23 protein-coding genes are annotated in these 23,215 nt (G+C 72.3%); 4 read left to right on the plus strand and 19 right to left on the minus strand.

The window, feature by feature from the left end; translation table 11 throughout:
- Positions 1-205 precede the first annotated feature (205 nt).
- The 8 genes from C1729_RS04315 to C1729_RS04350 form a co-directional block, all read right to left on the minus strand.
- Positions 206-529, minus strand: coding sequence for a metal-sulfur cluster assembly factor (locus C1729_RS04315; protein ID WP_102508856.1), 324 nt, complete (start codon positions 527-529; stop codon positions 206-208).
- The gene (gene sufU, locus C1729_RS04320; protein ID WP_340637934.1) at positions 526-1,077 is read right to left on the minus strand and encodes a Fe-S cluster assembly sulfur transfer protein SufU; all 552 of its coding nucleotides are present in this window, start codon (positions 1,075-1,077) and stop codon (positions 526-528) included. The genes C1729_RS04315 and sufU overlap by 4 nt, the downstream gene beginning before the upstream one ends.
- 11 nt (positions 1,078-1,088) lie before the next feature.
- Complete coding sequence (locus C1729_RS04325) at positions 1,089-2,360, minus strand: SufS family cysteine desulfurase (protein WP_102508858.1); 1,272 nt, start codon at positions 2,358-2,360, stop codon at positions 1,089-1,091.
- Positions 2,361-2,473: 113 nt separating this feature from the next.
- Positions 2,474-3,229 carry a Fe-S cluster assembly ATPase SufC gene (gene sufC / locus C1729_RS04330; RefSeq protein WP_102508859.1) on the minus strand — a complete coding sequence of 252 codons (756 nt, stop codon included), beginning with the start codon at positions 3,227-3,229 and terminating at the stop codon, positions 2,474-2,476.
- 17 nt (positions 3,230-3,246) lie between these two features.
- Entirely contained in the window at positions 3,247-3,582 is a 336-nt protein-coding gene (locus C1729_RS04335) for a non-heme iron oxygenase ferredoxin subunit (protein WP_102508860.1), read from the minus strand.
- Entirely contained in the window at positions 3,579-4,811 is a 1,233-nt protein-coding gene (gene sufD, locus C1729_RS04340; protein WP_102508861.1) for a Fe-S cluster assembly protein SufD, read from the minus strand. The genes C1729_RS04335 and sufD overlap by 4 nt, the downstream gene beginning before the upstream one ends.
- Complete coding sequence (sufB, locus tag C1729_RS04345; RefSeq protein ID WP_102508862.1) at positions 4,811-6,259, minus strand: Fe-S cluster assembly protein SufB; 1,449 nt, start codon at positions 6,257-6,259, stop codon at positions 4,811-4,813. The genes sufD and sufB overlap by 1 nt, the downstream gene beginning before the upstream one ends.
- Positions 6,256-7,032 carry a helix-turn-helix transcriptional regulator gene (locus C1729_RS04350; protein WP_102508863.1) on the minus strand — a complete coding sequence of 259 codons (777 nt, stop codon included), beginning with the start codon at positions 7,030-7,032 and terminating at the stop codon, positions 6,256-6,258. The genes sufB and C1729_RS04350 overlap by 4 nt, the downstream gene beginning before the upstream one ends.
- A 252-nt stretch (positions 7,033-7,284) precedes the next feature.
- Between C1729_RS04350 and C1729_RS04355 the strand changes: the two genes are divergently transcribed.
- From C1729_RS04355 to C1729_RS04370, 4 genes are all read left to right on the plus strand, one after another.
- Positions 7,285-8,217 carry an ABC transporter ATP-binding protein gene (locus tag C1729_RS04355; RefSeq protein WP_102510511.1) on the plus strand — a complete coding sequence of 311 codons (933 nt, stop codon included), beginning with the start codon at positions 7,285-7,287 and terminating at the stop codon, positions 8,215-8,217.
- Positions 8,114-8,989, plus strand: coding sequence for an ABC transporter permease (locus C1729_RS04360; RefSeq protein WP_102508864.1), 876 nt, complete (start codon positions 8,114-8,116; stop codon positions 8,987-8,989). Before C1729_RS04355 ends, C1729_RS04360 begins: the two co-directional genes overlap by 104 nt.
- A gap of 98 nt (positions 8,990-9,087) precedes the next feature.
- Positions 9,088-10,113, plus strand: a complete 1,026-nt coding sequence (locus C1729_RS04365) for a COX15/CtaA family protein (protein WP_102508865.1) — start codon at positions 9,088-9,090, stop codon at positions 10,111-10,113.
- Between the two features lie 156 nt (positions 10,114-10,269).
- Positions 10,270-11,031 carry a MerR family transcriptional regulator gene (locus C1729_RS04370; RefSeq protein ID WP_102510512.1) on the plus strand — a complete coding sequence of 254 codons (762 nt, stop codon included), beginning with the start codon at positions 10,270-10,272 and terminating at the stop codon, positions 11,029-11,031.
- Positions 11,032-11,080: 49 nt separating this feature from the next.
- Here the strand turns inward: C1729_RS04370 and C1729_RS04375 are convergent, their stop codons facing one another.
- Genes C1729_RS04375 through C1729_RS14515 form a run of 11 tightly spaced genes read right to left on the minus strand, consistent with a single transcriptional unit; the run spans position 11,081 to position 23,112 of the window.
- Positions 11,081-11,680: an NUDIX domain-containing protein gene (locus C1729_RS04375; RefSeq protein WP_242493709.1), complete on the minus strand. Its 600-nt coding sequence runs from the start codon at positions 11,678-11,680 to the stop codon at positions 11,081-11,083.
- 58 nt (positions 11,681-11,738) lie between these two features.
- Complete coding sequence (locus tag C1729_RS04380; protein ID WP_242493710.1) at positions 11,739-13,400, minus strand: CTP synthase; 1,662 nt, start codon at positions 13,398-13,400, stop codon at positions 11,739-11,741.
- Positions 13,401-13,459: 59 nt separating this feature from the next.
- Positions 13,460-14,584, minus strand: a complete 1,125-nt coding sequence (locus C1729_RS04385) for a glycosyltransferase family 4 protein (protein WP_102508867.1) — start codon at positions 14,582-14,584, stop codon at positions 13,460-13,462.
- Positions 14,581-16,218, minus strand: coding sequence for a murein biosynthesis integral membrane protein MurJ (gene murJ, locus C1729_RS04390; RefSeq protein ID WP_102508868.1), 1,638 nt, complete (start codon positions 16,216-16,218; stop codon positions 14,581-14,583). Before murJ ends, C1729_RS04385 begins: the two co-directional genes overlap by 4 nt.
- The gene (locus tag C1729_RS04395; RefSeq protein ID WP_102508869.1) at positions 16,215-17,072 is read right to left on the minus strand and encodes a hypothetical protein; all 858 of its coding nucleotides are present in this window, start codon (positions 17,070-17,072) and stop codon (positions 16,215-16,217) included. The genes murJ and C1729_RS04395 overlap by 4 nt, the downstream gene beginning before the upstream one ends.
- Positions 17,069-18,139, minus strand: coding sequence for a copper transporter (locus C1729_RS04400; protein ID WP_165375414.1), 1,071 nt, complete (start codon positions 18,137-18,139; stop codon positions 17,069-17,071). Before C1729_RS04400 ends, C1729_RS04395 begins: the two co-directional genes overlap by 4 nt.
- A gap of 52 nt (positions 18,140-18,191) precedes the next feature.
- A complete protein-coding gene (gene steA / locus C1729_RS04405; RefSeq protein WP_102510514.1) occupies positions 18,192-19,376 on the minus strand; it encodes a putative cytokinetic ring protein SteA in 1,185 nt (394 codons plus the stop codon).
- An 8-nt stretch (positions 19,377-19,384) separates the two neighbouring features.
- Entirely contained in the window at positions 19,385-21,088 is a 1,704-nt protein-coding gene (recN, locus tag C1729_RS04410; protein WP_102510515.1) for a DNA repair protein RecN, read from the minus strand.
- Positions 21,089-21,090: 2 nt separating this feature from the next.
- Positions 21,091-22,026, minus strand: a complete 936-nt coding sequence (locus C1729_RS04415; protein WP_102510516.1) for an NAD kinase — start codon at positions 22,024-22,026, stop codon at positions 21,091-21,093.
- Between the two features lie 4 nt (positions 22,027-22,030).
- On the minus strand, positions 22,031-22,939 hold the full coding sequence (locus C1729_RS04420; protein ID WP_102508871.1) for a TlyA family RNA methyltransferase: 909 nt from the start codon (positions 22,937-22,939) through the stop codon (positions 22,031-22,033).
- Entirely contained in the window at positions 22,936-23,112 is a 177-nt protein-coding gene (locus tag C1729_RS14515) for a hypothetical protein (protein ID WP_165375370.1), read from the minus strand. Before C1729_RS14515 ends, C1729_RS04420 begins: the two co-directional genes overlap by 4 nt.
- Between the last annotated feature and the right edge of the window lie 103 nt (positions 23,113-23,215).

Raw genomic sequence — 23,215 nt, forward strand, 5'->3', positions numbered from 1 at the left:
TCTCCCTGAGTCCCGGGGCGAGCAGCCTTCTGGCAGCCCCGCGTGCATCGTTGCAGGCCCGAGCGTAGCGAACCAGGTCCGTGACAATCCATGCGTCTCTTCTGCGAGACCAGTCGTCGTCCGGTGCGGGAAGCACCGCACCGACGTGGCGAGGGCCGCACCCCCATTCCGGGGATGCGGCCCTCGCCACGTGCAGATCGAGCTCTCAGACGTTGAAGCCGAGCGCGCGCAGCTGGTCGCGGCCGTCGTCCGTGATCTTCTCCGGGCCCCACGGCGGCATCCACACCCAGTTGACGCGGTAACCGTCGGTGAGACCCTCGAGGGCCTGACCGGTCTGGTCCTCGATAACGTCCGTGAGCGGGCAGGCCGCCGACGTGAGCGTCATGTCGATGACGGCGTGGTTGTTCTGGTCGACGGTGATGCCGTAGACGAGGCCGAGGTCGACGACGTTGATGCCGAGCTCGGGGTCGATGACGTCACGCATCGCCTCCTCGACGTCGGCGGCGTTCACCGGGCTGGGGGTCGTCATGCCTGCTCCTCGGGGGTGGGAGTGCTGGAAGGGGTGGTGTGCGCGGCGGACGCGGTGGCCTGCGCCTCGCCGACGGTTCCGGTGCGCACGAGCGCGTCGCGCAGCGCGGCCCAGCCGAGCAGCGCGCACTTGATGCGGGCGGGGAACTTCGAGACGCCCGTGAACGCGGTCGCGTCACCGAGGCGGTCCTCCGCGTCGTCGTCGTCGAGGCCCTTGCCGCGCGTCGACATGAGGTCACGGAAGAGGTCGCCGAGCGCCTCCGCCTCCTCGACCGTCGTGCCGGACGCGAGTTCGGTCATCACCGAGAGCGACGCCTGGGAGATCGAGCAGCCCTGGCCGTCCCACGTGATCGAGTCGATGCGCGGGGCTCCGTCAGCGGGCGACACGGCGACGCGGAGCGTCACCTCGTCGCCGCACGTCGGGTTGAGCTGGTGGGACTCGCCGCACGTGTGCGCGGCGTCGGCGTCGAGCAGGCCGCGACCGTGCGGGGCCTTGTAGTGGTCGAGGATGACCTGCTGGTAGAGCTGTTCCATCGCGCTGGCAGACATTGATGTTCCTCCTAGGACAGTCCGAAGAACGTCCGGACCCCTGCGAGGTGTTCCCGCAGCGCCGCGATGTCGTCGAGCGTCGTGTACACAGAAGCTGAGGCGCGCGTCGTCGCCGCGACGCCGAAGCGCCGGTGGAGCGGCTGCGCGCAGTGGTGGCCCACGCGGACGGCGATGCCCTTGTCGTCGAGCACCTGCCCGACGTCGTGGGAGTGGACGCCGTCGACAACGAACGACACGACCGCCAGACGGTCCGTCGCGTCCGTCGGGCCGATGACGCGCACGCCCGGCAGGTCGACGGCCTCGAGGAGCGCGCGCGTGAGTGCGACCTCGTGCGCGGCGACGTGGTCCATGCCGAGCTCGAGCAGGTAGTCGGCGGCCGCACCCATCGCGACGGCCTGCGCGACCGGCTGCGTGCCAGCCTCGAAACGCTGAGGCGGCGGCGCGTACGTCGTCGCCTCCATCGTCACCATCTCGACCATGGATCCGCCGACGAGGAACGGCGGCATGATCTCGAGGAGCTCACGGCGGCCGTAGAGCGCGCCGACGCCCGTGGGCCCGAGCATCTTGTGCGCGGAGAACGCCGCGAAGTCGACATCGAGCGCCTTGACGTCGACGGGCAGGTGCGGCACGGACTGGCACGCGTCGAGCACGACGAGCGCCCCGACCTCCCGCGCCCGCGCAACGAGCGGCCCGACGGGCGTGATCACGCCCGTGACGTTGGAGACGTGCGTGAACGCGAGGATCTTCGTGCGGTCCGTGATGACGTCGCGGGCGTCCTCGACGCGGATGCGACCGTCGTCGTCGACCCCGAGCCAGCGCAGGGTCGCGCCCGTGCGGGCGCACAGCTCCTGCCACGGCAGAAGGTTCGCGTGGTGCTCGGCCTCGGTGACGACGATCTCGTCGCCCGGACCGACCGCGAGGCGGCGCGCCGCCTCTCCGCCACGGCCGAGGCTCGCGTTGCCGATCGAGTACGCGACGAGGTTGAGCGCAGCCGTCGCGCCCGACGTCCACACGATCTCGTCCGTGTCCGCGCCGACGAGGCGCGCGACCGACTCGCGGGCCTTCTCGAACGCGTCGGTCGCCTCCTCGGCGAGCTGGTGGGCTCCGCGGTGCACGGCTGCGTTGCGCTGGAGATAGAAGTCCTGCTCGGCGTCGAGCACCGGATCAGGCTTCTGAGCCGTCGCACCGGAGTCGAGGTAGACGAGCGGCCGCCCGTCGCGCAGGGTGCGCGCGAGCAGCGGGAAGTCGGCGCGCACTGCGGCGAGCTCGACGTCGCTGAGCATGTCCTACCGCCTCGTGGTCGTGGGCCTCACCGGCCCGGAAGAGTGCTGGGGTGGTGCGGCGGAGCGTCAGGGACGCTCCGCCGCACCGGGGCCGGGCGGTTGCCCGGCGTTGCTCACGCGTGCGTGAGGAAGCGGTCGTAGCCCTCGTTCTCGAGACGCTCGGCGAGCTCGGGGCCACCCTCCTCCGCAATCCGGCCGTCGACGAAGACGTGGACGAAGTCCGGCTTGATGTAACGCAGGATGCGCGTGTAGTGGGTGATGAGGAGCGTGCCGACCTCGCCGGTTGCGGTGACGCGGTTGACGCCCTCGGAGACGATGCGCAGTGCGTCGACGTCGAGGCCCGAGTCGGTCTCGTCGAGGATCGCGATCTTCGGCTTGAGAAGCTCCATCTGGAGGATCTCGTGACGCTTCTTCTCGCCACCCGAGAAGCCCTCGTTGACAGAGCGCTCCGAGAACGATGCGTCCATGCGGAGGTTCTCCATGGCGGCCTTCATGTCCTTGACCCAGTGGCGCAGTGCCGGGGCCTCGCCGTCGATCGCGGTCTTCGCGGTGCGCAGGAAGTTCGACACCGAGACGCCGGGAACCTCAACGGGGTACTGCATCGCGAGGAACATGCCGGCGCGGGCACGCTCGTCGACCGACATCTCGAGGACGTCGGCGCCGTCGAGCGTCACCGTGCCGCCCGTGATCGTGTACTTGGGGTGGCCCGCGAGCGAGTACGCGAGCGTCGACTTGCCGGAGCCGTTGGGCCCCATGATCGCGTGGACCTCGCCAGCCTTGATGGTGAGGTCGACGCCGCGGAGGATCGGCTTGGGGCCTTCCTTCGTCTCGACGCTGACGTGCAGGTCGCGGATCTCCAGAGTGGACATTGTTCTCCTAGAAGCTTTCAGACGGTGGTGTCGACGTCGACGAGGACACGGTCACCGTCGAGGGTCAGGGGATAGACAGGGATGGGCCGCACGGCGGGCGGTGAGTCGGGCTGGCCGGTCCGCAGGTCGAAGCGTGAGCCGTGGAGCCAGCACTCGATGAAGCAGCCGTCGACCTCACCCTCGGACAGCGAGACCGCTCCGTGGGAGCAGACGTCGTTGATCGCGTGGAGGGTGCCGTCGGAGTCGCGGACGACCGCGACCTCGACGATCTTTCCCGCGTCGTCCTCGAGCTCGACGCGGTAGGTGCCCTCGACAGGGACGTCCTGCGCGAGGCAGGCCAGCTGGACGGTCATGCGGACGCCGTGCCGCCCTGGATCGCGGTCATCGACCGCTCGAGCTCGGCCTCGATCGACGCGAGCAGACGCTCCTCGACCTCGGGCACCCCGATCTCGTGGATGAGCTCGGCGAAGAAGCCGCGGACGACGAGGCGACGTGCGTCGGCCTCAGTGATGCCGCGCGCCTGAAGGTAGAAGAGCTGCTCGTCGTCGAAGCGGCCGGTCGTCGACGCGTGCCCCGCGCCCTCGATCTCGCCCGTCTCGATCTCGAGGTTTGGCACGGAGTCCGCGCGCGCCCCGTCGGTGAGGACGAGGTTGCGGTTGAGCTCGTACGTGTCGGTGCCCTCGGCGCCCGCCTGGATGAGCACGTCGCCGACCCACACGGTGTGCGCGCCCGCGCCCTGGAGTGCGCCCTTGTACGTGACGCGCGACTTGCAGCGCGGCACGGCGTGGTCGACGAAGAGCCGGTGCTCCTGGTGCTGGTCCGTGTCGGCGAAGTAGAGGCCGATCATCTCGACCTCACCGCCCTCGCCCGTGAACTCTGCGTCGGGCGTGATGCGCACGACGTCGCCGCCGAACGTCACGACGACGTGCTTGAGGCGCGCGTCGCGGCCCAGACGGGCACGGTGCGACGACGCATGCACGGCGCCGGCCGCCCAGTCCTGGACCGAGACAACCGTGAGGTGGGCGCCGTCAGCGACGTCGATCTCGACGGTCTGGTTGAGGAGCGCGTCGCCGACGTGGTCGATGACGACGACAGCCTCGGCGTGCCGTTCCGCGCGGATGACGAGGTGGTTCGACGTCGCGACGTCGCCCTGGCCCTCGATGCCCTCGACGCGGATCGACGTCGCGGTCGTGGCGACCTGCTCGGCCGGCACGGTGACGACGGTCGCCTCGGCGAACGTGTTCCACGCGACGACGGCGGCGCGGTCGCCCGGGCGGCCGGACGTGCCGAGCCGCGCGTCGTCACGGCCGACGATCTCGACGGTGACCTCGGGCGCGGCGACGACGGTTGTCTGGACGCCGTGGCCCTCGATCGTCTCCGCGAACAGCGGCTGGAGGCGGGCGACCGGGCTGAAGCGCCACTCCTCCTCGCGGCCCGTGGGAACGGGGATGTCCGCGAGGTCGAACGACGTCACGCGCTCGGCGCGCGAGCCCTGCGGGACGACGACGCCGTGCGAGTGCGCCCCGTCGGCGGTCGCGCGCGAGTGGTCCGTGCTGAGGTTGGTGGGGGTGGTGGTGGTCATCAGCCGACGGAACCTTCCATCTGGAGTTCGATGAGGCGGTTGAGCTCGAGGGCGTACTCCATCGGCAGCTCACGCGCGATGGGCTCGACGAAGCCGCGGACGATCATCGCCATGGCCTCGGTCTCCTCCATGCCGCGCGACATGAGGTAGAAGAGCTGGTCCTCGCTCACGCGGGAGACCGTCGCCTCGTGCCCCATCGAGACGTCGTCCTCACGGACGTCGACGTACGGGTACGTGTCGGAGCGGGAGATCTGGTCGACGAGCAGTGCGTCGCACAGGACGGTCGACGCGGAGTGCTTGGCACCCTCGAGGACCTGGACGAGGCCGCGGTAGGACGTGCGTCCGCCGCCGCGAGCGACGGACTTCGAGACGATCGACGACGACGTGTTGGGCGCCGCGTGGACCATCTTGCAGCCCGCGTCCTGGTGCTGGCCCTCGCCCGCGAACGCGATCGAGAGGGTCTCGCCGCGTGCGTGCTCGCCGAGCATGTAGATCGCCGGGTACTTCATGGTGACCTTGGAGCCGATGTTGCCGTCGACCCACTCCATGGTCGCGCCCTCGGCGGCCGTGGCGCGCTTCGTCACGAGGTTGTAGACGTTGTTCGACCAGTTCTGGATCGTCGTGTAGCGCACGCGGGCGTTCTTCTTGACGATGATCTCGACGACGGCCGAGTGGAGCGAGTCCGACGAGTAGATCGGCGCGGTGCAGCCCTCGACGTAGTGCACGTAGGAGCCCTCGTCGGCGATGATGAGCGTCCGCTCGAACTGTCCCATGTTCTCCGTGTTGATACGGAAGTAGGCCTGGAGCGGGATCTCGACGTGGACGCCCGGCGGCACGTACACGAAGGAGCCGCCCGACCACACGGCCGTGTTGAGCGCGGCGAACTTGTTGTCGCCCGAGGGGATCACCGAGCCGAAGTACTGCTCGAAGATCTCGGGGTGCTCGCGCAGGCCCGTGTCGGTGTCGACGAAGATGACGCCCTGCTCCTCGAGGTCCTCACGGATCTGGTGGTAGACGACCTCGGACTCGTACTGGGCGGCGACGCCTGCGACGAGGCGCTGCTTCTCGGCCTCGGGGATGCCGAGGCGGTCGTACGTGTTCTTGATGTCCTCGGGGAGTTCCTCCCACGTGGTTGCCTGCTTCTCCGTTGACCGCACGAAGTACTTGATGTTGTCGAAGTCGATGCCGGAGAGGTCGGCGCCCCATGACGGCATGGGCTTGCGTTCGAAGAGGCGCAGGGCCTTGAGGCGCGTCTTGAGCATCCACTCGGGCTCGTTCTTGAGCGCCGAGATGTTGCGGACGACCTCTTCGGAGAGGCCTCGCTGCGCGAGCGCGCCTGCCGTGTCGGAGTCGTGCCAGCCGTACTCGTACGCGCCGATCGAGGCGATGATCTCCTCGTCGGTCGCCGGAGCGGCCTGCTCCGCGACGTTCTCGGTGGGTGCGGTCATCTCATTCCTTCCGCGGTCCGGCCGGACGGCCGGGGGTGGGTCCCGGTGGTGGGCGTGACGGGGGCGGCGTGGGCCGCGTCCCTGTCGTCCGGCGGGACGCCGGGCGGCGGCCCCACCGGGATGTTCGTGGTGCACACGTGCGCCCCTCCTGCGAGGGTCGACAGGCGCTGGACGTGCGTGCCGAGGAGCCGCGAGAATGCGGCGATCTCGGCGTCGCAGAGCTGGGGGTAACGTGCCGCGACGTGCTGCACGGGGCAGTGGCCCTGGCACAGCTGGACCATCTGGGTGCCGGGGACGGGCCGCACCGAGGCGACGAAGCCGTCGTCAGTAAGCGCGTCGGCGAGCTGCTGAACGCGTGCGGCCGGGTCGGTCGCCGTGAGCGCGGCTGCGTAACCGGCCTCGCGTACGGCGACGTTCGCGGTCGCGAAGTCTTCGACGGCGGCCGGTCCACCGACCTTCTCGAGGTGCGCCATGACCTCGAGGGCGAACTGCGAGTAGCCGGCGGCGAGCGGGTCCTGCGCGGAACCAGTCGCGACGTAGCGCCTCGCGGGTCGCCCGCGCTGCCCGGTGTGGCCGGACTCGTGGACGGCGACGAGGCCGTCGGCCTCGAGGCTCGCGATGTGCCGGCGGATCGCGGCGGACGTGAGATCGAGCCGGAGGCCGAGGTCGGCGGCGCTCACGGGCCCGTCGGAGACGACAAGCTCGAGGACGCGGTCGCGTGTGCTGTGCTCGCCGGCGGGTGCGGCGGGACGGGCGTCGGGGTCGACGGTCATGCGCACACTCCTTCCACGGGTCGTCAGCGATATAGGAAACAGTGTCCTGCCCTAAATGATGGACCGCAAGGAAGGCGTGCCTCACCTGGGGACCTTGGTCCCGCGTGCCATCCGCGAGTTCCGGCGGATCCCAGGCCCTTGCACCCAGTTCTCGACGGGTTCCGCCGCGCGACGTGGCGTGAGACACACCCGAGGCCCGGCGTGTCACCGCGAGCACGCCCGACTGCGCCGTCCGCCCTAGACTTGCCGATCGTGACCGCAGATCCCGCCGTCGAGGTACGCGACCTCGTCAAGCGCTACGGCGGCAGCGCCGTCGTCGACCGCCTCACCCTCAGCGCCGCCCGCGGCGCCGTCACCGCCGTCCTCGGCCCCAACGGGGCCGGCAAGACGACGACGATCGAGTGCTGTGAGGGCCTCCGCACCCCCGACGCCGGCACGGTGCGGGTCCTCGGGCTCGACCCTCTCACCGACGCCGTCGCCCTCCGCCCCCGCGTCGGCGTCATGCTCCAGGACTCGGGCCTGCCCGCGCAGAAGCGCGCGGGTGAGGTCCTCGCTCACGTCGCTCGCATGTACCGCGCCCCGTGGCCCGTCGCCGACCTCACCGAGCGCCTCGGCCTCGGCACGTTCGCGACGACGACGGTCCGCCGGCTCTCGGGCGGCCAGCGCCAGCGCCTCGCGCTCGCGTGCGCACTCGTCGGCCGTCCCGAAGTCGTCTTCCTCGACGAGCCGAGCGCCGGCATGGACCCGCAAAGCCGCCTCGCGGTGTGGGACCTCGTGCGCGCGCTGCGCGCGCAGGGGACGTCGGTCATCCTCACGACGCACCTCATGGACGAGGCCGCGGAACTCGCCGATGACGTCGTCGTCGTCGACCACGGCCGCGTCATCGCCCAGGGCACCCCCGCCGAGCTCACCACGACCGACTCCGGCCAGGTCGCCTCCCTCACGATGGCCACCCCTCTGCCCGACGGCGCCACAGCGCGCCTGCGCGCCCACCTCGGCGAGGGATGGACCGTCGACTCCCCCGACCCGACGTCGCTGCGGGTCCAGGGTCCCGTCGACCCGGCCGCGCTCGCTGCAGTCCTTGCGTTCTGCGCGGCCGAGGACGTCCTCGTCCCCCGCCTCGACCTCGGCACCCGCTCGCTCGAGGACTTCTTCCTCGACCTCACCGGACGGAGCATGCGATGAGCGCCCCCGCGACCGCCCCCGCCCCGCACCCCGCGCCGCCCCCGTCCTCGACCGGCTGCGCGCCCAGACGACGTTCGAGCTCGCATCGATCTTCCGCAACGGCGAGCAGATCATGGTGACGATCCTCATGCCGCTCGTCACGCTCGTCGCACTCGCCGCGACGGACGTCGTCGACCTCGGCCATGCCGAGGGCGCACGCGTCGACCTCGTCGCGCCGGGCGTCCTCGCGATGGCCGTCATGGCCGCGGCCCTGACGTCGCAGGCCATCGCGACGTCCTTCGACCGACGCGGCGGGGTCCTCCGCCTCCTCGCGACCACGCCGCTCGGCCGGGTCGGTCTCCTCGGCGGGAAGATCTGCGCGGTCCTCGTCCTCCAGGCCGTGCAGGCCGTCGTCCTCGGCGGCGTCGCGATCGGCCTCGGGTGGCGTCCGGAGCCCGGCGACGTCATCGTCGCGCTCGCCATCGGAGTTCTCGGCACCGCGGTGTTCACCGCTCTTGCGATGCTCATGGCCGGCACGCTGCGCTTCGAGGCCGTGCTCGCGCTCGCGAACCTCCTGCTCATCGGGCTCACGCTCGTCGGCGGCGTCCTCGTGCCGACGGACTGGCTGCCGGGCGTCGGCGCGGACATCGCCCGCCTGCTGCCGTCGGGCGCTCTCGGCGAGGCGTTGCGCGGTGCCTTCGGTGACGGCGTTGCATGGCGTGACGTCGCCGTCCTCCTCGGCTGGGTGGGCCTGCTCACCTGGGCGACAAGCCGCACGTTCCGGTGGTCCTGACGAGCGCCTCCGCGCGCTCGCGCTGGACGCTCGTGACGTGTCCCACGCCGCCGTCGTGCAGTTGGCCCCGCGCGGGCGCGCGGGCATAGCGTAGGGCCGTGACAACCCCAGCGCCCACCGCAGCCCGCCCCGACGCGCCCGTCCGGCGCACCTCGCTCCTTGCGCGTTTCCTCGCGTGGGTCGACGCTCATCCCAGGGGCATCCTCGTGGCGAACCTCGCCGCGCAGATCGGCATCATCGTCACGGGCGGGCTCGTCCGTCTCACGGGCTCGGGTCTCGGCTGCTCGACGTGGCCGCAGTGCGAGCCGGGCAGCTTCACGCCCGTCTACCACCCCGAGACCGCGCTCCACTCGGCGATCGAGTTCGGCAACCGGACGCTCACGGGCGTCGTCTCGATCACGGCGCTGCTCGTCGCGATCGCCCTGTGGCGCATGCGCGACCGAGCGAAGGGCCTGCGCGTGCTCGGCCTCGCGCCGCTCACGCTCGTCGCGATCCAGGCGGTCGTCGGCGGCATCACGGTGCTCGTCGATCTCCACCCCGCGATCGTCGGGTCGCACATGTTCCTCTCGCTCATCCTCGTCGCCGTCTCGACGTACCTCCTCGTGCGCGTCGGCGAGGGTGACGCGCCGGGACGCACCGTCGTCCCCGCACCGGGCCCCGCGCTCGCGCTGCTCTCGGGCGTCCTCGCCGTGCCGATGCTCGCGCTCGGTGTGGTGACGACGGGCGCGGGCCCCCACTCGGGCGACGAGGAGGTCGGCTACCGCTTCGCGCTCGATCCCGCGCTCGCCGCGAAGCTCCACGGCGTGAGCGTCTGGGTGTACGTCGCGGCCGTCGTCGCGCTCGCCGTCGTCGTCGTGCTCGCCGCCCGTCGCATCGCAGCCTCCGATCGCGCCGAGCTCGTGCGTGCGCAGCACGCGCTGCGCGAGGTCGCCGTGGTCATCGGCCTCCAGGCCGTCATCGGCTACGTCCAGTACTTCACCGGTCTGCCCATCGTTCTCGTGCTCCTCCACATGCTCGGCGCAGCACTCTCGACAGCTGTCGCCGTGCGGCTCGTCCTCTCGGTGCGGGTCCGGCCCACGCTCGCGTCGACGACGCCGCTCGCCGCGCGGCACGACGCGGTCTGAGTCGCGACGCGCGGAGGTCAGCTGCACCACCCTCTCGGCCACCTCGGCGGCGCGTCGACACGGCCGTGAGCCCGTCCGTCGACCTCCGCTGCAGGCACACTTGACTCTGACGCGACGTCAACCGGTTGCATGGTTGTCGACGACGAAGGAGGCACCATGCACCCCACGAACGCGACCGAGTGGTCGGTCCACGAGCTCACGCGGCTCACGGGAACGACGAGCCGCACCCTGCGGCACTACGACGCGATCGGTCTCCTGCCGCCGTCCCGCACCGGCGCCAACGGCTATCGCTTCTACGACGCTGACGCTCTCGTCCGCCTCCAGCGCATCCTGCTGCTGCGGGACTTGGGGCTCGGCCTCGCGGCGATCGCCGAGGCCCTCGACGGGCTCACGGACGAGGCGGCCGCTCTCGAGCGGCACCTCGCAGAGCTCGTCGAGGAACGACACCGCCTCGAGAGGCGGATCGCTGCGGTGCGGCACACCCTCGCAGGACGACAGGACGGAGGGCGCCTCGTGCCCGAGAAGATGTTTGACGGATTTGACCATGCGGTCCACGCAGACGAGGTCACTCAACGGTGGGGCCGCGACGCCTGGGAGAGTTCCGACCGCTGGTGGCGCGACCTCGGCGAGGAGGGCCGCGTGGCCTTCGGAGCGCAGACGCAGGCGATCGTCGCGGCGTTCGCGGACCTCGCGGCGCGCGACGTCGCTGCCAGCTCCCCCGAGGCGGCCGAGGTCGCAGCGCGCCATCACGCGTGGCTGCGCACCGCGACACGCACGGTGAGCCGCGGGTACTTCCTCGGCCTCGCCGACATGTACGTCGTCGACGAGCGGTTCGCGGCGACCTACGGCGGCCCGGACGGCGCTGCCTACGTGCGGGAGGTCCTTGTCGCGTACGCGGAGCACGCGACGTTCGACTGAGGTGCTCGCGCACTCCCCGCCGCTGCACGTACCAGATCTGCGGTCGCTCTCAGCCGATCGAGCGCGTGCCCGGCGGAGGACCGGGCCGCCGCTGCGGCCACGGCGCGTCCGCGGGCCTCAGCGTCGTGAGATCCGCAGCGAGCGCTGCCTGGACCGCGAGCACTCCGACGACGGTCGACGGGTTGTGGAGCCGTCCTGCAAGAACCCCCTCGACCGCATCCTCGACCGGCACCCACACGGGCACCATGTCCCGTTCCTCGTCCTCCCGGACGTGACGCTCCGCCTCGGGCACGACGGTGAGCTCGCGCGCGAGGAACACACGCAGTGCCTCGTTCGAACCGCCGGGCGTCGTGTAGTAGTCGACGAGCACGTCCCAGCGCGCAGCGCGCAGGTCCGCCTCCTCGAAGAGCTCACGCTGCGCAGCGAGGCACGCGTCCTCGCCCGCGACGTCGAGCAGTCCCGCAGGAGGCTCCCAGAGCTCCGACCTCACAGGGTGCCGGTACTGCTTGAGCAGCAGGACACGTCCCTCGTCGTCGAGCGCGACGACCGCGACGGCACCAGGATGGTCGATGACCTCGCGCGTGACGACGACGCCGTCACCGAGGTCGACGTCGTCAGCCACGACGTCCCACACGTAGCCGCGGTGCACCGGTCGGCTCCCCGTCGTGGGACGGGGAGCCGACCGGTCGAACAGCGGGTCGTCCACGTCAGTCCTGTGCGGCAAGGGCTGCGGCGACGAGACCGGCGAACAGCGGGTGCGCGTTCGTCGGACGCGACTTGAACTCGGGGTGCGCCTGCGTCGAGACGTAGTACGGGTGGACGTCGGCGGGCAGCTCGACGTACTCGACGAGGCTCCCGTCGGGCGACGTGCCCGAGAACACGAGGCCGGCCTCCGCGATCTGGGCACGGTAGGCGTTGTTGACCTCGTAGCGGTGACGGTGACGCTCGGAGACCCGCGTCGTGCCATACACGCCCGCGACGACGGAACCCTCCGCGAGGACCGCGTCGTACGCGCCGAGGCGCATCGTGCCACCGAGGTCGCCCGCACCCTCGACGAACGCCTGCTGCTCCTCCATCGTCGCGACGACGGGGTGCTGCGTGTCGACGTCGAACTCCGACGACGACGCGCCCTCGAGGCCGAGGACGGTGCGCGCGTACTCCATGACCATCGCCTGGAGACCGAGGCAGATGCCGAGCGTCGGCACCTTGTTCTCGCGGGCCCAGCGCAGCGCACCGATCTTGCCCTCGATGCCGCGGACGCCGAACCCGCCCGGAACGAGGACCGCGTCGACGCCCTCGAGGGCCTCGCGTGCGCTCTGCGGCGTCTGGCACTCGTCGGACGCGACCCAGCGGATGACGACCTTCGCGTCGTTCGCGAAGCCACCTGCGCGGAGCGCCTCCGTCACGGAGAGGTACGCGTCGGGCAGATCGATGTACTTGCCGACGAGCGCGACCTCGACGTGGTGAGCCGGCTCGCTGACCCGCGTCAGGAGCGTGTCCCACTCGGCCCAGTCGACGTCGTGGAACGGCACGCCCAAGCGGCGCACGACGTACGCGTCGAGCCCCTCGGAGTGCAGGACGCGCGGGATCGCATAGATGCTCGGTGCGTCGGCAGCCGTGACGACGGCCTCGTTGTCGACGTCGCACATGAGCGCGATCTTGCGCTTGATCGAGTTGGGCAGCTCGCGGTCGGCGCGCAAGACGAGTGCGTCGGGCTGGATGCCGATCGAGCGCAGTGCCGCAACCGAGTGCTGCGTCGGCTTCGTCTTGAGCTCGCCCGACGGACCGATGTACGGCACGAGCGAGACGTGGAGGAAGAAGACGACGTCACGGCCGAGCTCGTGACGCACCTGACGGGCGGCCTCGAGGAACGGTTGCGACTCGATGTCGCCGACGGTGCCGCCGATCTCGGTGATGATGACGTCGACGTCGTCGCTCGCCTGCGCCCGCATGCGCGACTTGATCTCGTCGGTGATGTGCGGGATGACCTGGACGGTGTCGCCGAGGAACTCGCCGCGGCGCTCCTTCGCGATGACGTGCGAGTAGACCTGACCGGTCGTGACGTTCGCCTTGCCCGAGAGCGGCACGTCGAGGAACCGCTCGTAGTGACCGATGTCGAGATCCGTCTCGGCGCCGTCCTCGGTGACGAAGACCTCACCGTGCTGGAACGGGTTCATCGTTCCCGGGTCGACGTTGAGGTACGGGTCGAGCTTCTGCATCGTGACCCGAAGACCGCGCGCGCGGAGCAGGCGACCGAGGCTCGAGGCTGTGAGCCCCTTACCGAGAGAGGAGGCGACGCCTCCCGTGACGAAGATGTGCCGGGTCGTTGATTCCGACCGCCCGGAGAGTCGGTTCGCATGCTCTGCCACGGAACTCCACTCTAACAACGACCTGACGCATCGGACGACGACGCGCGGTGCGAACGATGTCACACGCGAGAAAGTTGACCCGCGTAGACCTGGGTGAGCTGGCCGAGGACGTCGGCCGGCGTGGGAAGCGTCGAGGCGCGCGCGAGCGCGTCCCGACGCAGCTGGGAGACGCGCTGCGGATCGTCGAGAAGCGTCGCCACCTCGGCCGCGATCGCAGGTGCGTCGCCGACCGGCACGAGGACGGCGGCGTCGCCGACGACCTCACGCGTGCCGCCCGCATCGGTGACGACGAGCGCGCAGCCGGCACGGAGCGCCTCCTGCACGGCGATCGGCTGCCCCTCCCACACGGCCGTCGAGACGACGACGTCGGCCGCGGCGAGCAGCCGTGGCACGTCGTCGCGCGGGCCGAGCAGCTGGACGGGAGCTCCGCGCCGCGCGGCGTCGGCGCGGAGCCCGTCGAGCAACGGTCCCCCTCCCGCGACGCACCACGTGACGTCGCGCCCTGCGGGCAGTCGCGCGAGCGAGCAGGCAGCGTCGAGAAGCGTGTCGAGGCCCTTCTGCGGGGCGAGCCGGGCCACCGTGAGGACAAGCCGCGACGAGGGACCGAGCCCGAGCTCCGTGAGGATCTGCATCCGGTCGCCGTCGACGACCGGCCCCGTCGGCGCGGGAACGAGGGCACGCATGGTGTACCGAGCCCCCCGCGCTCGCGCCCGCGCGACAAGGTCGCCCGAGACACCGAGGACCACGTCAGCGCCCTGCGCGACGACGCGTTCGAGCATCTCGGAGACGGTGCGCACACCGCGCCCCCCGACGGGAAGGTTGTGGAGCGTCACGACGACGCGGGGACGTCGGCTCCGGCTCCGGCTCCGTGCGGCGAGCACGGTGAGAGCCCCCGCACGCAGCCCGTGCGCGTGGACGACGTCCGCGCCCTCGAGCAGCGCGCGCAGCCGGCGGAGGGCCGTCGCGTCAGCAGCCCCTGGCCGAGGCCCGATCGGCACGTCGGCCCAGGGCAGGCCCCCAAGCGCGCCCACGACGGACGCGGGCCCCGCAACGCGCACGTCGGCGCCGACCTCACGGAGCGATGCTCCGACCTGAGCGACGTGCCGCACGACGCCTCCCGCGCTCGTGCCGAGCACGAGCAGCACCCGGGTGCCGTGCACGTCAGGAACGTCGGGCAGCGTCATGACGCCACCCTGCCACGTCCGAGCCGACCGAGCGCGGCGCGCAGCGTCCGTCGGTCGACGACGGCGAGGACGAGCGCAAGCACGCAGGCCGCGGCGAGCGCACCGACCGCCCCGCCCCCGACCGCCGTGCCGAGCGTCGCGCCGGGGCCGACGAGCGCGTCGGTGACCGCGCGTCCCACGAACGACGCGGCTGCTCCGCCGGCGACGACCGCCGCCGTGGTGCGCACGACTCCAGCAAGGACGCGCGCGCCGAGCGCACGTCGCAGCGCGAGGAGTGCCGCCACGCCACCGACAGTCATGCCCAGCGTGCTGCCCGCACCCAGCGCGAGAAGCGTCCCGGGCGCGTCGGGCGCCGATCCCGTCGTCGTGAGGGCCAGCCCGAACGACGCGACCGCAGCAACACTCCACGCGAGCGAACCCGCAAGCATCGCCGACCGGGCACGTTCGAGCGCGTAGAGGGCCCGCGTCGTGAGGAAGAGCACCGAGAACCCGACGAGACCCGGAGCCATGGCGGTGAGCGTCGGCCCCATGGCGGCGACGACGTCCGCATCACCCCGACCCACGCGTCCGAAAGCCACTGCGACCGCAGGAGCTGCCGCGACGAGCGCGACGGCCCCGAGCCCCGCGAGTGTCGCGACGGCGCGCGTCGTCCCGGCGGCGAGCGACGAGAACCCCCGGGCGTCGTCGTCACCGGCACGCTCCGCGAGCCGCGGGAAGACGCTCGTCGCGAGGGGCACCGCGAGAACCGCGTACGGCAGGAGATAGACAGCCTGCGTGTACTGGAAGACGGGCCACGTCCCCGTTCCGCCGTACGTCCCCGCGAGCCGAAGCGTCACGACGACCGCGAGCTGCTGCGCGAGCAGCGCGGTGACGCCGGCCCCGGCGAGCCGCCGCGCACGGGCCGCGACACCGTCCGGGAACGAGAGCGTCGGACGCAGCCGGACCCCGGAGCGTCGCACCGGCACGAGCAGCGGCAGGCTCATCGCGGCGACGCCCGCGGTCGTACCCCACGCGAGCCATGCGACGGCCACGTCCGGGAGCGCCGCAGGATCGCCCTGACGGCCGTCGGCCGTGAGCGCAAACGCCCCGTACGCGCCGAGGACGACGAGCGTCGAGAGGACAGGCGCGAACGCCGGCCAGAAGAACCGCTTCTGCGCCTGCAGGACGCCCGAGAGCACGACGCCGACGCCGTAGAGCGGGATCTGGAGGGCGAAGATCCTCAGGAACGTCGCCGTGAGCTCGACCGTCGCGGGGTCGTCGGACGCAAGCGCGCGGGCGACGGGCTCGGCAAGGACGAGGACGAGGAGCGCGACCGGCGCGAGCGCGACGAGCGCCCATGTGAGCGCGGCCGACGCCGTGCGGTCGGTCTCGGCGCGCAGGCCGCGCGCGAGCGGCACCGCGAGCAGCGGGACGAGCGCACCCGCGAGGGCGCCTCCGGCGACGACCTCGAAGAGGACGTTGGGCACGGTGTTGGCCGACGCGTACGCTGTGCCGACCGCGTCGTAGCCGACGGTTCCCGCCTGCGCGACCCAGCGAACGAATCCGAGAATGCGGGAGAGCACCGTGACGGCCGTGATGAGCGCCGCTGCGCCGACGAGGCTCCCGGCGAGCCGTCGGCGCGAGCCCTCGGTCACCTCCGCCGACCCCAAGCGTCGACCGCAGCGAGCGCAGGAGTGCGGTCGATGACGGCCGAGAAGCTCACGCGCTCGGACGCGAGCGTGAGACCGACGATGCCCGCGAGGAGGACCGCCCGCGCGGGCAGCGGCGCACCGGTAGCGGCGACGCCGAGATGCGCGCCGAGCGCGTTGGCGCCGCAGTCGCCGAGCATGTCGTCCTCTTCGAGGTCCGCCGTCACGGCCGTGGCGATCGGTCCGAGGGCGGGGGCTGCGGCGAGGCCCTGACCGGCGAGGGTGAGGGCGACGGAGGTCGCCGCGCCCGCCTTGAGGGCGCGTCCGGGCCGCAGGTCGAGGAGGTTGACGAGGTTGGCGGTGCCAGCGACGAGCGCGGTGTCGACGAGGACGTCGAGGGTGCGGCGGCCGACGCTGTGCGGCCCACGCCCGCCGTCGACGACGAGCGCTGCGACGAACGCCGATGCACCAATCCCGGCGATCTTCACAGTTCCGGTCGTTACACGGCCGTCGCGCAGCGCACCGAGGTGCCCGCGGAGGCCCTTGCGGCGGTCCTCGGGGGCCTCGCGGAGGTCGTCGTTGAGGCCCGCGGCTCCTGCGCCGAGGGTCGCGACGGCGTGCGCGACGCCCGTGCGGGGGGTGCCGCCGACGACGCCGGCGGCGAGCGCCGCGTCGGCGAGCCCTGCGGCGAGCGCGGGGCCGGCCTTGAGGTCGACCCGACGGCCGGCATAGTTCGTGCGCGTCCAGGTCGCGGGGTCGAGGTCAGCCGCTGCACCGTCGAGCACGGAGCGCGACACCCTGGTGCTCACGGCCCCGACGACGAGCCCGGCAAGCGTGCCGAACGCCCGGCGGGCGCTCATCCCTCGGCCCCGTCGGACGCGTCGCCGGACGGCTCGTCCGAAGCGTCGCCGGTGGGCTCGTCGGTGCTGCCGCCGGTCGGCGGCGCCTCGGGTGCGGCGGCGCGCCGCGTCGTCCGGTCGACCTCGTCGAGCCTCACGACGGCGGGCGCGACCGCCGTCGCCCCGTCGCCCGTGCCGAAGTGCCCGACGGTGCCCGCGGCGCGTGCCGCAAGGGCGAGCGGGACGGAGATCTGGCCGGTAAGCGCGTCGACGCCGTCGACCGTCGAGACGGTGTCCGCGTCGTCGCCGTCGATGATCGCGGCGAGCAGCGCCGAGGAGGTGTCCCCCGCGACGACCGACCCCTCCGCGAGCTCGACCGCGGCACGGGGAAGCTCCTGCTGGATGAGCAGCGACGTCGCGTCCTGCGCTGTCGGCGCGGTCGTGGTCTCGCCGGCGGGCGTGCTCTTCGGGGCCAGGACGACGATCATGTCGGCGGGTGCGATGTCCTCGGAGTAGCTGACGAAGTCGCCGGCCGCGAGGAGCCTCTGCAGTTGGAGCGCGTCGGCGGAGAACGCGTCGCCCTCGGGGGCGAGCTGGACGAGCGAGAGCACGAGGGCGCGCGCGAGGCTCGCGTCGTGCGAGCCGGTGCTGCCCTGCGGGAGGTAGTCGGTGAGCGACGGGACGAGCGCCTGCCGGTAGCGTGCCTGCCCCTCGCTCGTCCACTGCTCGGAGACGCTCACGGTGCCGGCGACCTGCGCCCCGGCCGCGACGAGGTGCGCCGAGATCGCCTCGACGACCGCGTCGTCGGTCTCGGCGAGCTCGACGAACGTCACGCGGCGTCCCGTGATCGTGCCGGCGGTGAGCTGCGCGGACGTCGCGGCGAGGAAAGCGTCGCGCGACGCGACGTCGGACTCGGCCTCCGCGAGCTTGGTGCGGAGGTTCTCCTTGTCGGCGCGCAGCGTCTCGACCTGCCCCGTGAGCTGGTCGCCGATCGCCTCCTTGAGGGGGCCCGCGCCGAGGACGATCCCGACGGCGAGCGCGAGGAACACGGAGATGAGCGAGACGAGGTGGTAGCGGAAGTCGATCACGGCTGAAGTGGTCCTCGGGTCGGGGGGCGGGGCGTCACGGAGGTGCGGGGCCTCACGGCCCGGAGAAGAGCCCGACGAACCAGCTCCAGACGTCGTCGACGCGGGCACCCGCGAGGCCGAAGAGCGTCTGGCCCGCGGCCGTCGAGAGCAGCGCGACGACGAGCGCGACGAGCCCGGCGACGACGAGCATCGTCAGCTGCACGTTGGAGATCCGCTGGCGGTAGAGGCGTGAGACGCCCTTCGCGTCAACGAGCTTGCCGCCGACGCGCAGACGGGTGAGGAACGTCGAGGCCATGCCGGCACGGCCCTTGTCGAGGAACTCGACGAGCGTGACGTGCGTGCCGACAGCGACGATGACCTCGGCGCCCTTGTCGTCGGCGAGGAGCATCGCGATGTCCTCGCTCGTGCCCGTCGCGGGGAACACGACGTGGTGGACCCCGAGGCGCTCGACCCGCTCGAGGCCCGGCGCCTTGCCGTCCCGGTACGCGTGGACGACGATCTCGGCACCGCACGCGAGCGCCTTGTCGGACACCGAGTCCATGTCGCCGACGATGAGGTCGGGCTTCCAGCCCGCGTCGAGGATCGCGTCGGCGCCGCCGTCGACACCGATGAGGATCGGGCGGTACTCGCGCACGTAAGGACGGAGCGTCGCGAGGTCCTCCCGGTAGTGGTAACCCCGCACGACGATGAGCACCTGCCGGCCCTCGATCTGCGTGCGGATGTCCGGGACGCCGACGCCGTCGAGCAGGAGCTCACGCTCCCGCCGGAGGTAGTCCATGGTGTTCGCGGCGAACGACTCGAGCTGCACGGAGAGGCCCTCGCGGGACTCGGCGAGCGCGGTCGCGACGCTCTCGTCGTCCTGAAGCACGCCCTCGGCGACGAAGGCGTCACCGAGGAACACGGACGCGCCCTCGACGCGGACCTTGCGGCCCTCGGGCATCGTCATGATGTCGGGGCCGAGGTCGTCGACGAGCGGGATGCCTGCGGCGAGGAGGATCTCGGGGCCGAGGTTCGGGTAGCGTCCCGAGATCGACCGTGCGGCGTTGAGCACGGCGGCGGGACGCGCGGCGACGAGAGCCTCGGCGGCGACGCGGTCGATGTCGAGGTGGTCGATGACGGCGACGTCACCGGGGCGCAGCCGCTTCGTGAGGTCCTTGGTGCGGGCGTCGACACGTACGGGGCCGTGGATACCGGTCGTGGGCTCGGGGGTCTCCCCCCGGCGGAAGCTGAGTCTCATCGCCGCCATCATCCCACGACCGCGCTGCGGAGGAGCTCGGCCGCGTGGGTGCGCGCGACCTCGGAGTCCTGGCCCGAGAGCATGCGGGCGAGCTCGCCGAGGCGGTCGTCGCCCGTGACCGTGCGGACGTCAGACTGGGTGACGACGTCGCCGTCCGCGGCCGACGACTTCGTGACGACGACGTGCTGGTCGGCGTACGCCGCGACCTGGGCGAGGTGCGTGACGACGACGACCTGGGTGTCACGCGCGAGCCGCGCGAGCCGCGCGCCGACCTCGAGCGCAGCACGTCCGCCGATGCCCGCGTCGATCTCGTCGAAGACGAACGACGGGGTGTCCCCTCCGGGGCTCGCTGCGAGGACCACCTCGACGGCGAGCATGACGCGCGACAGCTCGCCGCCCGACGCCCCTCGTCCGAGGGGGCTCGCGGGTGCGCCGGCGTGGGGCACGAGCGAGATCGACACGTCGTCCGCGCCGTAGGGCCCCGGCTCGGCGTCCACGACGTCGACGACGAGCCGGGCCCCGGCCATCGCGAGCCCCTCGAGCTCGGCGGTGACACGTGCGGCGAACTCCTCGGCGCCTCGCCGGCGTGCCGCGCCGAGCGCGTCCGCAAGCTCCGCGAGCAGCGCGTCGAGCGCGTCGCGACGCTCGCCGAGCTCGACGAGACGCTCGTCGCCGCCCTCGAGCTCGAGCAGCCGCAGCCCGGCGCGCGAGGCCCAGTCGAGGACCTCGGCCGCGTCGCTGCCGTAGGACCGCATGAGTGTCGTGAGCTCGGCGCGCCGCTCGTGGGCGCGTTCGAGCGCGACAGGGTCCGCCTCGAGCCCGGCGAGGTGCGAGGACAGCTCGGCGGCGATCTCGGCGAGCGCGTAGCCGGCCTCCGCGGTGCGGGCGGCGAGGCTCGCCAGCTCGGGGTCGTGCTCACCCGCATGGTCGAGCGCGCGGCGTGCGTGCTCGACGAGCCCGACGGCGTCGGGCCGGTCGTCGCCCGAGTCGTCGCCGACGAGCGCCGCGTGGGCCTCGGCAGCGCGCAGGCGGATCTCCTCGACGTTGCTGAGCCGCTCGACGAGCGCGTCGAGCTCGGTGTCCTCCCCCGCGCGCGGGTCGACGAGTTCGATCTCTGCGAGACCCAGGCGTAGCAGCTCGGCCTCACGGGCCCGATCGTCGCGCTCGGCGACGAGACGTGCGGCCTCGTCGAGGACGGCGCTGCGTTCGGTCCAGGCGTCGCGGTAGCGGCCGAGGAGTGCGAGGTGGTCAGCGCCGAGGTATGCGTCGAGTGCCTCCCGCTGCCGTCGCGGTGAGCGCAGCCGCAGCTGGTCGGCCTGCCCGTGGACGGTGACGAGCTCGCCGGAGATCTCGGCGAGGACGCTCTGCGGGACTGTGCGCCCGCCAAGGTGGGCTCGGGAGCGGCCGGCGGCTGCGACCGTCCGGAGGACGACGAGCGCTCCGTCGTCGTCGATCTCGCCGCCCGCGTCCGCGACCCGCTCGCGCACGGCCGACCCCTCAGGGATGACGAACGTGCCCTCGGCTGCGGCGCGGTCCGTCCCGGTGCGGACACGACCCGGGTCGGCCTTGCCGCCCATGAGGAGGTCGAGACCGGTGAGGAGCATGGTCTTGCCCGCTCCGGTCTCCCCCGTGATGGCGGTGAGGCCTGGCGCGAGCGGGATGCGCGCGTGCGTGATGACGCCGATGTTCTCGAGCGAGATCTCCTCGAGCACGCTCATCCCTCCTGGTCGGGTGCTGTGCGGACGCTGCCGCGGTTCCCGGCGGCGGCACGGGCTGCGCCTCGCCAGCCGACGACGGGCAGGTCGAACTTGTTGACGAGCCGATCGCTGAACGGCGCGTGGCTGAGGCGCGCGAGCCGCACGCGGTCGGCTCCGAGCGTCACCTCGACGCGGGATCCTGGCGCGACGTCGACGCGCCGACGGCCGTCGAGCGTGAGGACGCCTGACGCCTGGGAGGCAGGCACGACCTCGATCGCGAACGCGGACCTCGGCCCGACGACGAGCGGACGGGCGAACAGCGCGTGCGCCGCGAGCGGCACGAGGAGCATCGCGTCGACATCGGGCCAAACGACGGGGCCACCTGCGGAGAACGCGTGCGCGGTCGAGCCGGTCGACGTCGCGACGATAACGCCGTCGCACCCGAAGGACGACAGCGGCCGGCCGTCGACCTCGACGACGACCTCGATCATGCGCTCCCGGTCGGCCTTCTCGACGGTCGCCTCGTTGAGGGCCCAGCCAGTGAGGACGTCGCCCTGAGGTGTGCGGACCGTGACCTCGACGATCCCGCGCTCCTCGACCTCGTAGTCGCGGGCCCCGATGCGTTGGACGGCGGCACGGAGGTTCTCGCGCTCGGACTCGGCGAGGAACCCGACGTGGCCGAGGTTGACGCCGAGGATGGGGACGTCGGTTCCGCGGGTGAGCTCGGCCGCGCGCAGGATCGTACCGTCCCCGCCGAGGACGACGACGATCTCGGCGGCGCCGACGCCGTCGCGCCGGGTCCCTTCGAGGTCGCCGTGGACGGGCAGGTGCTCGTGGTCGTCGTGCACGACGACGTCGAAGCCTGCGGCGTCGAGCTCGTGGAGGGTCTCCCGGAGCGCGGCGAGCGCCTCGGCACGTCCGCCGTGGGCGACGACGATCGCGGTGCGGGTCATGTGCTCACCGTCCATCTCGGTCGTGAGGAGGGGCGCCGACGGTGCGGACGGTCGCCCCGGTCGAGTCTGCCACCGCGGCGCGTACGGCGGGCTCAGCGTCCGCGCGCGCCGCGTGGGCGTCGTGCGGGACGTCCGGGGAGAACCAGCAGAAGAACTCGCGGTTGCCCGAGGGCCCGGGAACCGCGGACGCGACGACGCCGCGCAGGCGAGCACCGTGCGCGGCGCCGCACGCGACGACGTCGAGCACGGCGTCGACGTGGTGGGCTCGATCGCGGACGACGCCGCCCCGGCCGAGCCTCGCACGTCCGACCTCGAACTGCGGTTTCACCATGAGGAGCAGCTCGGCTGCGGGAGCCGCGGTGCGGAGCGCCGGGAGGACGAGCGTGAGCGAAATGAACGAGAGGTCGGCGACGACGAGCGCAGGGGCGAACGGCAGGTCGTCAGCCCGCAGCTCGCGTGCATTGAGCCCTTCGCGCACGGTGACGCGGGGATCGCGGCGCAGTTCGGGGACGAGCTGGTCGTGCCCGACGTCGATCGCCGCGACGGCCCGGGCCCCACGGTCGAGGAGCACCTGGGTGAAGCCGCCGGTCGAGGCGCCGACGTCGAGGCAGTCGAGCCCGCGCGGCTCGGGCGTCGGGACGCCCGTCGCAGCGAGCCGGTCGAGCGCGGCGAGCGCACCGACGAGCTTCCCTCCTGCCCGTGAGACGAGCTCACCGTCGGGTGCGACGTCGATCGTCAGCGTGGCGCCTGGTGCGACGGGCTGCGCGGGGCGAGACGCACGGACTCCGTCGACGTGGACACGACCGTCCTTGACCGCCTGGGCGGCGCGGGCTCGCGACCGTGCGAGCCCGCGCGCGACGAGCGCAACGTCGAGCCTCTCCTCGGTGACGGGAGGGTGGTCGGGCTGGTTCACGGGCGCGGTCGTGCCTCACCGGGTGCGACGGGCTCCTCCGCGAGGTGCTCGTCGAGCGTGCGGTGGACGTCCTCGAGGACGCCGGGGTGCTCGGCGAGAGGGCGCGCGGCGAGGTCGCCGAGCGGCGCGAGCGCCGCGTCGACGGTCGCGTCGCCTGTGGGGCCGTCGCTCATGTCCTCGGTGTCCTCTCGGTCGGGTCGTGCCGCGCGTCCACGCTAGCGGACGACGCGCAGGACGGCCCTGTTCCCACAGGTGTCTGCGGGGACAGGGCCGTCC

Source organism: Sanguibacter massiliensis (assembly GCF_900240335.1).
Classification (GTDB): Bacteria; Actinomycetota; Actinomycetes; order Actinomycetales; family Cellulomonadaceae; genus Flavimobilis; species Flavimobilis massiliensis.

Excerpts from the sequence above, each read along its gene's own strand:
- C1729_RS04415 (WP_102510516.1), bottom strand. The coding sequence starts at position 22,026 with ATGACCCGCACCGCGATCGTCGTCGCCCACGGCGGACGTGCCGAGGCG.
- C1729_RS04335 (WP_102508860.1), bottom strand. The coding sequence starts at position 3,582 with ATGACCGTCCAGCTGGCCTGCCTCGCGCAGGACGTCCCTGTCGAGGGC.
- C1729_RS04370 (WP_102510512.1), top strand. The coding sequence starts at position 10,270 with ATGCACCCCACGAACGCGACCGAGTGGTCGGTCCACGAGCTCACGCGG.
- C1729_RS04395 (WP_102508869.1), bottom strand. The coding sequence starts at position 17,072 with ATGAGCGCCCGCCGGGCGTTCGGCACGCTTGCCGGGCTCGTCGTCGGG.
- C1729_RS14515 (WP_165375370.1), bottom strand. The coding sequence starts at position 23,112 with ATGAGCGACGGCCCCACAGGCGACGCGACCGTCGACGCGGCGCTCGCG.
- C1729_RS04385 (WP_102508867.1), bottom strand. The coding sequence starts at position 14,584 with ATGACGCTGCCCGACGTTCCTGACGTGCACGGCACCCGGGTGCTGCTC.
- C1729_RS04315 (WP_102508856.1), bottom strand. The coding sequence starts at position 529 with ATGACGACCCCCAGCCCGGTGAACGCCGCCGACGTCGAGGAGGCGATG.
- sufD (WP_102508861.1), bottom strand. The coding sequence starts at position 4,811 with ATGACCACCACCACCCCCACCAACCTCAGCACGGACCACTCGCGCGCG.
- C1729_RS04350 (WP_102508863.1), bottom strand. The coding sequence starts at position 7,032 with ATGACCGTCGACCCCGACGCCCGTCCCGCCGCACCCGCCGGCGAGCAC.
- sufC (WP_102508859.1), bottom strand. The coding sequence starts at position 3,229 with ATGTCCACTCTGGAGATCCGCGACCTGCACGTCAGCGTCGAGACGAAG.
- sufB (WP_102508862.1), bottom strand. The coding sequence starts at position 6,259 with ATGACCGCACCCACCGAGAACGTCGCGGAGCAGGCCGCTCCGGCGACC.
- sufU (WP_340637934.1), bottom strand. The coding sequence starts at position 1,077 with ATGTCTGCCAGCGCGATGGAACAGCTCTACCAGCAGGTCATCCTCGAC.
- steA (WP_102510514.1), bottom strand. The coding sequence starts at position 19,376 with ATGAGACTCAGCTTCCGCCGGGGGGAGACCCCCGAGCCCACGACCGGT.
- C1729_RS04325 (WP_102508858.1), bottom strand. The coding sequence starts at position 2,360 with ATGCTCAGCGACGTCGAGCTCGCCGCAGTGCGCGCCGACTTCCCGCTG.